Annotated in this window: 8 protein-coding genes; 3 read left to right on the forward strand and 5 right to left on the reverse strand. The window is 58.6% G+C overall.

What is annotated here, in order from left to right:
- Entirely contained in the window at positions 1 to 1,659 is a 1,659-nt protein-coding gene (locus FBR45_RS09085) for an alpha-L-fucosidase (protein WP_138501310.1), read from the forward strand.
- Between the two features lie 410 nt (positions 1,660 to 2,069).
- Positions 2,070 to 2,339 (forward strand): hypothetical protein, encoded by a 270-nt coding sequence (locus tag FBR45_RS09090; protein WP_138501312.1) that lies wholly within the window; start codon positions 2,070 to 2,072, stop codon positions 2,337 to 2,339.
- Here FBR45_RS09090 and FBR45_RS09095 read toward each other — a convergent pair whose 3' ends face one another.
- The 5 genes from FBR45_RS09095 to FBR45_RS09115 form a co-directional block, all read right to left on the reverse strand.
- Positions 2,340 to 3,239: an FHA domain-containing protein gene (locus tag FBR45_RS09095; RefSeq protein ID WP_138501314.1), complete on the reverse strand. Its 900-nt coding sequence runs from the start codon at positions 3,237 to 3,239 to the stop codon at positions 2,340 to 2,342.
- Between the two features lie 65 nt (positions 3,240 to 3,304).
- Positions 3,305 to 7,282, reverse strand: a complete 3,978-nt coding sequence (locus FBR45_RS09100; protein ID WP_138501316.1) for an FtsW/RodA/SpoVE family cell cycle protein — start codon at positions 7,280 to 7,282, stop codon at positions 3,305 to 3,307.
- A gap of 55 nt (positions 7,283 to 7,337) precedes the next feature.
- A complete protein-coding gene (locus tag FBR45_RS09105; protein WP_138501318.1) occupies positions 7,338 to 8,996 on the reverse strand; it encodes a serine/threonine protein kinase in 1,659 nt (552 codons plus the stop codon).
- Positions 8,996 to 10,441, reverse strand: a complete 1,446-nt coding sequence (locus FBR45_RS09110; RefSeq protein ID WP_138501320.1) for a PP2C family protein-serine/threonine phosphatase — start codon at positions 10,439 to 10,441, stop codon at positions 8,996 to 8,998. Before FBR45_RS09110 ends, FBR45_RS09105 begins: the two co-directional genes overlap by 1 nt.
- 165 nt (positions 10,442 to 10,606) lie before the next feature.
- Positions 10,607 to 11,605 (reverse strand): FHA domain-containing protein, encoded by a 999-nt coding sequence (locus FBR45_RS09115; RefSeq protein ID WP_138501322.1) that lies wholly within the window; start codon positions 11,603 to 11,605, stop codon positions 10,607 to 10,609.
- 349 nt (positions 11,606 to 11,954) lie between these two features.
- Here FBR45_RS09115 and FBR45_RS09120 point away from each other — a divergent pair, with 349 nt between their 5' ends.
- Positions 11,955 to 12,719: an MBL fold metallo-hydrolase gene (locus FBR45_RS09120; RefSeq protein ID WP_171044859.1), complete on the forward strand. Its 765-nt coding sequence runs from the start codon at positions 11,955 to 11,957 to the stop codon at positions 12,717 to 12,719.
- Positions 12,720 to 13,204: the final 485 nt, after the last annotated feature.

The following is a 13,204-nucleotide window of genomic DNA, read 5'->3' on the forward strand; positions in this document are numbered from 1 at the left end:
ATGAACAGACGACACATCCTGAAGGGGATAGGGGGCCTCGTACCCGGCTGGTATCTGGCACAGCTGCCCGCCTGGGCCCGCCCCGCAACCTGGTCTGGCCCCGGCGAGCCAATGGCTACGGGGAAGTTCAAGCCCACCTGGGAGTCGCTCCGGCAGTATAGTGTACCCGATTGGTACCGCGATGCGAAGTTTGGCATATGGGCCCACTGGGGCGCCCAATGCCAGCCCGAACATGGCGACTGGTATGCGCGATCGATGTACGACGAAGGCAGCAACGACTACAAGTTCCACGTCGAAAAATACGGCCATCCCTCCAAAGCTGGTTTCAAGGACGTTATTCATCAGTGGAAAGCTGAGAACTGGAATCCTGATCAGTTACTGAGCCTCTACAAACGGGCCGGGGCGCAGTATTTCATGGCGATGGCGAATCACCACGACAATTTCGATAACTACAACAGCAAGTACCAGTCCTGGAACTCGACCCGGCTGGGGCCCAGGAAAGATATTGTTGGGGGCTGGGCTAAGGCGGCCCGTCAGCATGGGCTTCGGTTTGGGGTCAGTATTCACGCGGCCCACGCCTGGACCTGGTACGAAACCGCCCAGCGTGCTGACAAAAACGGGCCGCTGGCGGGCGTACCCTACGATGGGAAACTGACCAAAGCCGACGGAAAAGGGACCTGGTGGGAAGGGTACGACCCGCAGGAGCTGTATGCCCAGAACCATGCCCTGAGCGAGGGAAGCGAAAAAACCAATACCATCCACCGGCAGTGGGACTGGGGGAACGGCGCCAGCGCGCCGACAAACGAATACATCGAAAAATTCTACAACCGCACCGTCGACCTGATCAACAAGTACGAACCGGAGGTGGTCTATTTTGACGACACGGCGCTGCCCCTGTGGCCGGTAAGCGATGCAGGGCTGCGGATTGCGGCCCACCTGTACAATAGCAACATGAAGCGCCACGGTGGTAAACTGGAAGCCGTCGTAAATGGTAAGATCCTAACGCCCGAACAGCAGAAATGCATGGTCTGGGACATTGAGCGCGGCCAGTCGAACCAGATCGAGCCCTTTGTCTGGCAAACCGACACCTGCATAGGCAGCTGGCACTACGACCGGCGCGTCTACGAGGGTAACCGGTACAAGACGCCCCAAACGGTGATTCATACCCTGGCCGATGTGGTCAGCAAAAACGGTAACCTCCTGCTGAGCGTGCCTGTCCGAGCCGATGGCAGTATCGACGAAAAAGAAACGGCGGTGGTAGAAGGGATAGCCAGCTGGATGGCTATCAATAAGGAAAGTATTTTCGGGACCCGTCCGTGGCGGGTGTTTGGCGAAGGCCCCGCCCTCGAATCGGCCGCTCCGCTCAGCGCGCAGGGGTTTAATGAAGGAAAAGGAAAACCGTTTGGCCCCGAAGATATTCGGTTTACCCAGAAAGAAAACACGCTGTATGCAATCGTAATGGGGTGGCCGGCCAACGGAGTCGTACGTATCAAAAACCTGGGCAGCAACGCAGCTGCGGCTCGTGATCAATCCGTAAAACAGGTTGAACTGTTGGGCCATCCCGGCCCACTGTCTGTGAACCGAACGGCCGACGCGCTGGAAGTAACGCTGCCAGCCCGCAAAACCGGCGATTATGCCCATTGCCTGCGGATTACGTAGCGGTATTATGTTAGTCAATATGTGCATGGTCTGCCAGGCCACATAGTTGACAATTGTGGGAAATGGGTAGTTGCCTTCAATCAGCCTTCGTCGTTTGCTGGATAAACCCCAATCTAACCCAAAATACAGGCTATTGGCCCCCCGCCGGTTGATGACCGGGTAAGCGGCCTCTCCAGCATGCAATAGTGTTACTTACAATATTGATACCACTGCTGAATTGGTTAGTAATCAGCGTGTTGTATGAGATTGAAAACTTTTTTTACATAAAAAACCGCCTTATTTGCGCAAATAAGGCGGTTTTTTATGTTCCGTAATTTTATTTTTTGATTATTAAAAACTACTTTATAGATTCATTCGTAAATATTGAGTAACAAGAAAAGATTAAGTAAAGAATTATACTTATCTGCACCATGGCAACACGTCCAACGATCTTTGTTAACCACAAACCTGGTGATCTCTACTTTACTGTTAGCTTCCGCAACGACACTCATTTAACCGATCAGATCGGCAACCTCGAAGGCGCTTTGTGGAACGGCGCCTACTGGGAAGTACCCGTTTTTGCTCCCACCAAACGCCTGATCGACGGCAAAATGATGCCGGTCAATCAACTGAAAATGGTTGTTGATCGTCGTCGTCTGCCGGGACTAATGAGCTACCCCGTCGATTTCACGAAACTGTAGCTACTCTAGCTCGAACAGCAACAGCACCTCACCGCCCAGTTCAATCTGGTCGCCCGACTGAAGTGGGTAGACCAGCGTGGCGATATCGGCCCGCTCGATAGTATCATCCGGGTGAATAATCTTGGTTTTATTGCCACTGGCAGGCAAGCCGCCCGGATCGACCAGCAGGGCGTAGCGTCGTTGAACGCTATCGTAGCGGATCGACGCGTGGGCCCGGCTAACGGCGCCATTGCCCTTTCCCCGTTGGGCGTCGAAATCGGGATCGTCGTCATTGACGATAACAATGTCGTTGGTGCGAACCCGACCCGAGTTGGTCTGGGTAGTCTGTCCGCGCCCGATGCAGAAGCTGGTTTGCCGGGTGGGGTCGAGGAGGTACTCAGGCTGCTTTGTCTGGCCCACCAGGGTGACGAGTCTGCCCAGCACGGGCGTATCGTCAGATTTCGAGCTATCGACGATGAACAGGCTGACGTTGCCGTCGCGGTAGGTACTGGCAGGTAGCTCATCGGCGAAGAAGGTATAGTCGAACAGCCAGTTTTTGGGCAGTGTGATGTAGTTATCGGCCAGTTGTCGGCTCAGCTCCTGCTGAAACTTTCCTGGCTGGCTGACCCATAACGCCACCTTATATAAGGCCTGTTCTTCCGGATCGCTGCATAGGATACCCAGCCTAATGCCGACGGGGACCGTATCTGGCTCGTTTTGATAGATCCGTAGTTTGCTGACAATGAACCGGATCAGCTGCTCCCGGCGCTGAGCCGCGGGCGGAGGACCGGCTGGTGCGGGTGCCGGGCTGGCAGCAATCGGTTTGTCCGACAATGGGGGCTCTGTTGTTGGGGGAGCCGTGGGGCGTGACTCGGGGGAGCTGAACCCGAACCAGTTTTTTAGGTTTTCCAGTAGACTCATCGCAGTAGGGTGTCGTTGGCCCGGCCCGTCGGATTGGTCGGGGAGCTGTTGGTTGGGTTCATAGGTTAAAAACTTCCCAGGTAATTACGCTGTTTCAGAATCGGTGCCACTACCTCGTTGGCTAGCTGCACGGCATCGGCCGACGACTCGCCCAGCTCGATCCGTATGGCCGTGACCGTATGCGACCGACCGTTGGGAGTCGGGGCAAAAAAAACATACCAGCCGTCGTTTTGCTGCTCGCCCTGTACGATGCGTTCGGGGGTGCCGGTCTTACCAGCTACCCGAGCCACGCTGATTTTAGCCCGTCCGCCCGGATTCGATTGCTCAATCATGAACGACGTCAGCTGCCGGGCGTAGTCGGCTTGTCGGGCCAGGGGTTTGGCAGACCCCAGGGGTTGTGATTTGCCGGCCCGTTTCAGCACGTAGCGCGAGGGTTGCATGCGACCGTTGTTGGCGATACCAGCCGCCATACGGGCCAGCGACGCGGGTGTTGAGGTCAGTTTTCCCTGTCCCCACGCCAGCCCCGAGAACTCGCTGCGGTACCGGCGGGGGTATCGGGTACTCTGGTATAAGTTACGCCGAACGACAAACGACGAGTCGCGCCAGTGCTGCCGGATCTGCTGCTGCTCGGCTCCGGTATGCGTATCCGCGAACGAATAGCCACCCATCAGGTCGACGTTCATCCCCGTAGCCAGGTAAAGGTCGGCAAGTTCGTTGTCGAGGGTGTTGTCATTAGCGGCCCGGATGAAGTAAACGTTGCTTGACCGGACAATCGCTTTTCGCATGTCGACGGCTTCACCGCAGGGTTCCGACTCCCGCGTGCCGCGCCGGATGATCTCCGCGCACGAAATGGGGTAACTGACTTCAGACGCCGATGAGCCCAGCTTGTTGAACGCAGCCATTGCCGTCAGGATTTTGGCCGTTGAGCCGGGGGCGGTAGCGTAGGTCATGCCCAGGTCGCGCTCGGTGACCAGATAGGGCAGTTTAAGTCGATCCCGATCGGGCAACAGCATCGTTTCGGGCGTTTTCAGATTCGGCAGCGGGTACATAGCCGAAGCCAGCACATCGCCCGATGCCGCATCCATCACCACAACCGACAGTCGTTTGGTCGTAAAGGCCGACTGGGCGAGGGCATTTTGCAGGGCAACCTGTAACTCGGCGTTGACGCTCAGGTGCAGATCGCGGTTGCGGGCTTTGCGCTGCGCCACCTCGCGGCTGTCGATACCCGCCCGGAGGGCCGGGGCCAGCTCCCGGTAGTCGTAGACCGACAGGGTGCGGGTCTGCTGGACCGAGGGGCTGAACCGGTCGGCGCGGTATCGGGTGGCAACCAGGGTTGTTTTACGGGGACGACTATTGAAGCCGCGCAACTCGCTGAAGTGGGTCGCTTCGGCGTAGTAACCGTTGCTCTGCCCCCAGAAAAGCTGGGTGTTGAGGTCGCCGGTCCAGAAAAACAGCTGCTCGCCAAACGGGTAATAGCGTTGCAGCCGTTTCTGGGTCAGACGGGATAGCTCCTCGGGGGCCAGCCCGCTCTGCCGCAGCCGGGCGCGCTGCTGGTTGATCAGCTGCGGTGAGCTGGTGGCCAGGACCAGCCCATTCCGGTCGTAGAGCGTACCCGAAGCCAACACACGCGTCAGCCGCTCGATCCGGGGGTTGTAGCTATAGACCGGATCACCGGTGCGGGTAACGACGCGGGCGGGCCGCACAATGTATTCGTCGCCCCGCCAGCCGATAATCGGCATCAGCCTGCCGATCAGGATGACTACTCCCAGCAAAAACCCGGCAATACCGGCCATCAACACCCCGTCATACTGCTTCTCCAGATACTGCCGTTGTTCGGCCTGGCCGGGTCGGTTGGCCACGCTGAAAACGACTCCCATGGCCAGCAGATTGATTATCAAAGATATTTTGCCGTAACTCAGAAACGGTACGCTGATGCCGGTCAGGGGCAGCAGTCCGAGCGATCCGCTGGCGATGATCAGAAACTGAATGCCGGTCGATATGGCAATACCGGCCACCAGGAAAAAGCTGAATGGCTGGCCAGCCCGGCGGGCGTGCAGAAAAAGCCGGTGGAGCAGCAGCCCCATCAGCAGAAATACGGCAATGACGCCCAGCCCGCCCAGCTCTTCGCCTACGCTGGGCAGTATCATATCGGTATGGGCGGCTGGCATGGCATTGGCAAATCCTTTGCCCAGACCCTGTCCGGTCCAGCCCCCCGATGCCAGGGTCCAGAAGCTGTGGGCCAGATGATCACCCCCGTACACATCGTTGTCCCAGGGGTTAAGCCACATGGCTTTTCGATCGGCCAGCCGGTCACCCACGAAGGGCAGCTGATCGCCGAAAGTGAACATGGCCATGACGAGCAGTAGCAATACCGGAGCCTCAGTCAGCAAAGCGCCCCAGCCCAGCGCCGTTCGCGACCGCGCTTCGCCCTGCCAGACCATATAGGCCACCAGGGCCGCCAGGGTCAGCAGCGTTGCCAGACTGCCGGGTAAAAACCATAGCGCAACGCCGTAGCCCAGTCCGGTGGCCAGGGTCAGGGAGAGGTTACCGCGGGCAATGCTGTAGAAAAGCAGAAAGGTAAAGCACACAACCAGCGCTGGCCCCATGTCGCCCAGCAGCAGGTATAGCAGCATAAGAACCCCGGCCCCGGCCAGCGCACCGGCGCTCACGGCAAATCGCCAGCGCAGGTCGGGCAGTTGCCGAAGCTGTTGCTCATGGGCTGCGAAGAACCCGGCAAAAAACAGCAGGAGCAGGTATTTGGTGATTTCGCTGGGCTGAAACGTCAACCCCAGCACCGACAGGTTAACCCGGACACCACTGCCTTCTGGCCCCGACCCGATCAGCAGGGTAAGAAACGCCAGCCCCAGCGCGAGAACCAGCCAGGTCCAGCCCGATAGCCGCACCGACGATCGACTTTGGAAGGTGACGAGCCAGTCAAACCGCCAGTCGGCGTAAAAACGACCTGCATTCAGCTGCGACAGAACCGCCATACCCGCCAGCCCGGCGGCAACGCCCTGTAGCGTTTGCCAGGCGTAAAGCATATCCTGCACCGGGTCCTGAATGGCCAGCAGCGTCAGTATCGAAATGCCTGTCAGCAGCATCAGCACGGGTAACAGCAGCGGGTCGGGCGCAAACCGCCGGAGCGACCAGAACCCCTGAACGGCCCAGAACGCCAGCAGAAACAGGCCGGCTATGGCCCAGAACTGAGCGGTGAAGGCCGAGGGCGTACGTACCGTAAAGGCATGGTCGGTCTTGAGCTGGCCGTAAACGACAGAGCCAATGAGCCGGAGCTGATGCGGCCGGCCGGTGAACGAAAACTGCGGATCGCGGCTGAGTCGGCTGGTTCCTTTGCGGCTCCCAAACTCAAAACCGGGTTTCATCGGCACCACGCTATAGCCCGATCCATCGGTCAGACCCGTAAAGGAAAACCGGCCGTCGGCGTCGGTTCGGGCGTAGGTAAAGCGGTCGGGAAGGGTGTCGGGGCGGGCCGTGGCGGGGTGTTGCCTGAGTTGCACCAGCACGTCGGCCATCGGCTGGTCGTCCCGCAGAACCCGGCCCGACAGGCTCACCGAGCCTGTACCAGCACTGACGGTAGCGGCATAGGGGCGCGGATTGGTTTGCTCCCGCCGGTACAAAACCGAATCGAACCCCATCTGCTGGCGGGATGCCTGGAGTCGACTCTGAAAATCGACTCCGCCAATGCGGCTGCGCCAGACCACGGGAGCCAGCACGGCGAACTGTCGTTTGTTGATAGCCCCCAGGTTCTCGGGCGCACCGTACTGGTTAAGTTTGGTAGCCAGCGAATCGGCAACCAGCGCCCTGTCTTTCGGGTCGGTATAGTAGTTGCCGCTATTGAGCAACCGCTGGATAGCGGCCGGTTTCAGGCCGGGCGTCAGGGCGAGGGCCTGCCCGCTGGCCAGGGCGTCGCTGGCGCGGTCAAGGTCAGGGTACAGATTCAGGTACAGCCGGGCAAACAGCAGCAGAAGCATGCCGGAAGCGCCGAGGAGATACAGACGTCCTGACGAAGGGGAAGCTGGGGTCATAGAGTCAAACGGTGGTACTGGTGCGCATCAGATGAAGGGGGCAGGTCCGGGTCGATCAATCCAGGGAGTCAGACTCGTCGGATTCGTCATCGTCGGGGCTTTCCATAATCGTCATCAACGAATCCAGGTCGGGCGCAAACCGGTGATTAATCACTTTGCAGGTAACCCGAACGCCCCGGTCGCTGTTGGGGGCCGTACGGGTCAGGGTCATATTGGGGCCAACGGGGCTGAAAAACACATTTTCGGACTTGTACAGGCCGCCATTGTCCTTGTAGTAATTGACCCGCACCGCCACCGATGCAAAGTCAACCGAACTGGGGTTACGCAGCTGAATCTTCACGTTTTTGATGCCCCCGAAGAAACCAACCTTAAAATCGGTAACCTCGGCACTTAGCTCACCAACGGCGGCTTTTGCCTGCTGTTTGCGCAGGGTTTGTTGCCGTTCGGCTTCCTCCTGTTGCTGCCGGAGGGTCTCTTTATCCAGCGCAGCGGAGTCGGTCGTGATGCCGTCGAGGCCCGTACCCGCTGGCGCTTCGGTGCTGGTTTCTGTCCGACTGCCGGTCTGTTTCGGGAGCAGGAAGAAGTAGTACACACCGGCTCCCGCCAGTAACACGGTCAACGCCAGTATAGCCCACGACAGTCCGCCCGACACCGACTGGCGCGGCCGGCGGGGCTGCGGAGCCGGTGGAGCAGCGGCTGCATGCGTGGCCGGGGGCTCGGCCAGCGGTTGAGAAGGGCGCGTTGCGGTGGTTGTTGCGGCTGGTACTCCGGGAGCCGGGGTGGCGGGCGCAGGCGTGTAGGCGGGACCCGCTACCGTCACAGTCGGCGGAATGGAAACGGGGCGGGCGTTGCTGGACCGGTTGGCCTGCAGGTAGTTCAGCTCAGCCTGTTTGAGTAGCCACGTTAGCTCGTCGGGGTCACTGATCCGGTCGGCGGCTTTTTTCTGCAGCAGTCCCCGCAACAAATCGTTAAAATGGCTGAGCGGCTGACTGACCGCATCGACCGTCAGGACGGGGGGGGCTTCGGTCAGTACCTTGTTCATGAACGTGACAATTCCCGAATGATCGTCGAGCGCGAAGGGTACGCTGCCGTGCAGACATTCGTACAGCACCACCCCCAGCGAGTAATAATCCGTGGCTATGCCCACCCCTTTGGGATCATTGAATTGCTCGGGCGATGCGTATTCGTAGGTCATCAGCGACTGGCCGGTCAGGGTGTTCGACTGTTCATGCAGCCGCGCCACGCCAAAGTCGGTGAGGAGGAAATGCAGCTCACCGCTCGGCAGGGGCCGGTACAGGATATTCTCCGGCTTGATGTCGCGGTGGATGATGCCCTGCGGATGGATGGCTTTGAACGCACTGGCCATCTGTAGCCCCAGCCGGATCGTGGTGGGTACGTCGATGCGCTGCTGACCGGCGAAGAGGTTCTTCAGGCTGCCGCCTTCAATCAGCTCCATAACGATGTAAGGCAGTTCGGCTTCGACCTGCACCTCCCGCACTTTAACAATGTTAGGATGGGCAATGCTGGTCATAATGGCCGACTCTCGCTGGAACCGCCGAATGGTCTCGGCATCGGTGTTGAGCGCGAAGTGCTTGATGGCCACCAGATCGCCCGTGGCCAGATGACGGGCTTTGAGGATGCGGGCGTTGCTGCGCCCCAGCTCACTCAGCACCTCATAGCCAGGAAATCGGGTGTCGAATCGTATGGTGGACATTAGGGACGTACGGGTTTGGGTGAATCGGTCTGGCTTTGTACGCTAACCTGAATAACGGCATTCTGGAAGCTGTCTTGCCGGATTTCTGCGCGAATGGGCAGGTCTACCTGTTGAAAATGGACCCTGACAAGCTGCAACTTCGTTTCGCGGCTGGTTTCAATGCCTGTCTTAAATCCACTGATCACTATGTTTTCTAAACGAGTCGGTCCCGCACGCAGTATACGTAACGCTACGGCCGACCGCATCGTATCGGCGGGCACCAGTACCGTTAACCGCTCCGTACCGATGATGCTCTGCAGCGAATCGGCGAGGAGCAGGGGCGAGTTGAGCCGGATGGTGTCGGGGGGCAGCACCAGGCGTTTGTCGGCACTCTGGTACGCCACCCGAAGCAGTGAGTCGAGCGGACTGGCCGGTGGTAGTTCGGTTGCCGGCGCCCCGCTCGTCAGGCTGTCGGCTGGAGTGCTTGCATTTTCGGCCGTACCCGTCGGGTCTGCTGCCTGATTCTGGTACCATAAAAAACCGGCTACTCCCGCAGCCAGCAGGCCGAGCACCAGCCAGCGGCCGGTCCGGTTGCCAGTTTGTGGCCGGGTCGATGCCGTGGGCGCCGGAGCGGGCGTCGTTGCGGCTGTCGGCAGTGGGGCGGGCGCCACCATCCGATCTGGCCGGGGCTGGCTGGCCGACGGCTGGCGGGATGGCTGGGCGGTGTTGGTAGCCAGCACGACCGTAATATTATCGTTGCCGCCCGCGTCGTTGGCCAGCCTCACCAGGTCTGAGGCTTTTTCAGGAAGGGCTTTTTTCTGGTCCAGCACCGATCGGATCTGGGCCTGGGTAATCATATCGGTCAGCCCATCGCTGCAGAGTAAGAGCTGATCGCCCGGCTGGAAATCGGCTTCGCCCGATTCGAGAAAATCAGGATCGTCGACCCGGTGGGCGGCCGACCCGACTTCGCGCAGAATCTCGTTTCGGCGGGGGTGTTGCATGGCTTCCGCTTCGGTCAGCTCGCTGGCATCTTCCCGAACCCCAACCAGCGAGTGGTCGTGGGTCAGTTTGGTAAGGGTACCCTGCCGATAACGGTACAGGCGGGTGTCGCCCACATGCGCAAAAAAAAGTTTCCTGGACTGGCTATCGACAACGGCAACCGTCAGCACACAGCACATCTGCGCCAGCGCCCGATCCTGCTGCCGCCGGGTGTTGATCTGGTTATTGGCAAAAACGACCGCTTCGCGTAGCATGGAAAGCGGGTTTCCGGTTGGGGTGGTCATGTACTGGGAGATCGACTCCTGCGCAATGGCCGCAGCCTGATCTCCGCCCGCATAACCCCCAACGCCATCAATCACCGCCAGCAGCGCACTGCCTTCCGCCCAGATCGGGGCACAGATAAACGTATCCTGGTTATCGGTTCGGCGCTGGCCGACATCGGTCTGACCGGTAATTTCTAACGACATCGAATTCGATTACTGGTTAATATTATGTACACGCATTTCCTCGCCATTCACTCAATCGCCCAATCAAAAATCATCACTTACCGGGGCAGGTTTCGGAAGTGCTGAACGACGAGGGCGACGACAAACAGGAGCAGCAGCACCGCAAGCAGGGCGTCTAGCATAGGGTCAGACTGTACGTTGAAAATGAAGGGTAACCATGTTGTTGAGCAACACCTGCGCCGTATCGGGCAGCGGGTACCACTGTGGGCTGGCGGGTTCGCTTCGCGCAATCAGCTGCTCGTTGACCCGGGTTTCGTTGCGGCTGAACGAGGCTATCTGAAACGAACCGGAAGCGTCGTGGTAGCGAATCCGGGCGTGGGGGTTCGAAACGTAGGCCGATTCGAGCAGCAGGTAGTTCGGGAAGTGCTGGTTGTCGGGTTCTTTGCGGGCTATCACGATCTCGCGGTCGCGCATCCGGCAGTTGCCTTCTTTATTCAGTTCGGCCAGGTAATAGGATATCTCGGCCAGCACATCGCCGGGTTTCTGGGGCTGGCTGGGGGCCATGCGGGTACCGCTGCCTACCGCCAGAGGGGCCGGGGGTGCGGCTGTATCGAACCCAAACCGTACCACAAACGCACCCGGCTCGCGGAAGTCGATATGCTGGAACATATTCAGGTCTACGTCTACCTTCTCGTAGCGGTTGGTTTGCCGAACCCGGCGCGTCACGTTGAGTCGGTCGGGCGTCTGGCTCTGTGCGTTGCCGGGCAGAATACCGGTCAGCGCCCCTACCACGAACACATCGGTCGGGCTGACGGGCTCCCCGCCGAACTCGCGCCCGCCCCCGAATTTGAAGAACCAGCTGGACGCTACCGGTACCACCCGTTCATACGACGGCTTCTGCGCGTCGATACTGCTCATGAACGCGTTGACGGCTTCGTTGACAATGACCGGAAACGCATTTTGCCGTTCCTCGTAGGTATCGGGGTGCAGAATGATGAGAAAATGGGCGTTGAAGAGCAGGCTGGAACCGACGGACTCGCGCCGGATAGACTCCTCAAACGAGGATACCAGTTCGTGCAGAATCCGCGTGTTGGTAATGGTAGCAGTCGGGTTGGACTGGGCGTCGCTGGTCGGGACCAGGAGCTTGCCCAGTTTACTAAACCAGGTCGTTGGCTGATTGGCCATGGATGAATACAAGAAGGATGCTTGCTACAGGGTTAACGGTGTGGGTGAAAAAATCTGTCAGACCAGGCCTGTTTTTTGAATCCGGCACCGCTACAGGCTCAAAACGAAAACCGCGAAAGATAGTCGGCCTTCACCAGTTTCATCGCTAATCTTTGTAAGCGGTGGTTAAAACGGGCAGACAGCAGCTCTCAGCTACCCGACAGTGACGGACCCGCGACCGGTGGTGAACAGACATAGAGCCAGTCTGTCAGGTTAGTTTCGTAGGTTTGCCACCAACAGGTCGGTTAGTGGCTGCGAGCCCGGCTCCGCAATCGCCCGGCTATCTTTACGTCTTACTGTTTGTTTAGCTGTGAAAACCACTGCACTCCGCGAAGGGCTGTTTACGGTGAATGCCGCCAAAGTATTTACGCCCGTCGACGATCAAATCGACGTATCATCGCCCGAACTGGCCGGCAAGGTGGTGGTGGCGGTCCAGCCGTTTCTGGTTTGTACGCAATCCGATTTCATCCTGCTCGATACCGGACTCGGCTACAGCCGGGATGGCCAGCTGCAGATTCTGACAGCCCTGGAGCGGGAGGGGGTTACGCCCGGTCAGATCAGTAAGGTGATCCTGTCGCATCTGCACAAAGACCATACGGGCGGCATCGGCCGCTGGCCGAGCGACGACCAGTTTGACCTAAATTTCCCGAACGCTACCTACTACGTGCAGGAGCGGGAGCTGGCGTTTGCCCGCCAGCAAACCGGTAACCCGTCGTACCACGCCCCCACGGTACGGGTGCTGGAGAATCACCCTCAGGTCGAGCGACTGCACGCGGACGAAGGCCAGCTGGGCGACCAGATCTGGTACGCCGTGAGCGGTGGGCACACGCCATTTCATCAAACCGTAACCATTCGGGAGGGCAGCGAGACCCTGTTTTACGGCGCCGACGAGGTACCCCAGTTCGGATACCTTCGGCGAAACGTTGCTTACAAGAACGACTACGACGGTAAACGCGCCCGGGATTCCCGCAAACGGTGGGTCGAGCAGGGCGAAGCGGAGAACTGGACCTTTCTGCTCTATCATAACCGCCAGCTACCCTTCGCCACCTTACCGATCAACGCGGGTACTAACTAGCTGACCAGCACAAAACGGCCGGGCTGCCCGATGGTAAACGCAGGATAAACTGTGTGAGCCATCAACAATTTATTTATACTCAATAAATATTTCTGGAAAAAACCCGCTTAGGCTGTTACTTTTCTCACCCTGTTCGGAATATATCAGAGAGCCTGGTAGGGCAACGGATTTTTATATACTAATTGATCGGTCTCATCATCTCAATGGTGAGCCCCGGAGTTTTCGGCACAGCCCACGGCAAACCACAAATGGCTATACAAAAAAGTAATATATAGGCCATTGCAGGCACCCAGGGTACTGACTAAACGAGTAAAGTAGAAAAGCTGATTACTGGACCAGTCTACACTGCCCCCAGCGGTAGCGCAGAATAGACTGTCAGATTTACTTCGACACCAATACGGATACATACACCATACCGAACGTGGATTGTGGTTTCCAGGGTACGCTTTTTTTCTGGCTACGTATCGGCGGGCGCCGGGGGAAGT

The sequence above is a fragment of the Spirosoma lacussanchae genome (genome assembly GCF_005870035.1).
GTDB lineage: Bacteria > Bacteroidota > Bacteroidia > Cytophagales > Spirosomataceae > Spirosoma > Spirosoma lacussanchae.

Excerpts from the sequence above, each read along its gene's own strand:
- FBR45_RS09085 (WP_138501310.1), top strand. The coding sequence starts at position 1 with ATGAACAGACGACACATCCTGAAGGGGATAGGGGGCCTCGTACCCGGC.
- FBR45_RS09090 (WP_138501312.1), top strand. The coding sequence starts at position 2,070 with ATGGCAACACGTCCAACGATCTTTGTTAACCACAAACCTGGTGATCTC.
- FBR45_RS09095 (WP_138501314.1), bottom strand. The coding sequence starts at position 3,239 with ATGAGTCTACTGGAAAACCTAAAAAACTGGTTCGGGTTCAGCTCCCCC.
- FBR45_RS09100 (WP_138501316.1), bottom strand. The coding sequence starts at position 7,282 with ATGACCCCAGCTTCCCCTTCGTCAGGACGTCTGTATCTCCTCGGCGCT.
- FBR45_RS09105 (WP_138501318.1), bottom strand. The coding sequence starts at position 8,996 with ATGTCCACCATACGATTCGACACCCGATTTCCTGGCTATGAGGTGCTG.
- FBR45_RS09110 (WP_138501320.1), bottom strand. The coding sequence starts at position 10,441 with ATGTCGTTAGAAATTACCGGTCAGACCGATGTCGGCCAGCGCCGAACC.
- FBR45_RS09115 (WP_138501322.1), bottom strand. The coding sequence starts at position 11,605 with ATGGCCAATCAGCCAACGACCTGGTTTAGTAAACTGGGCAAGCTCCTG.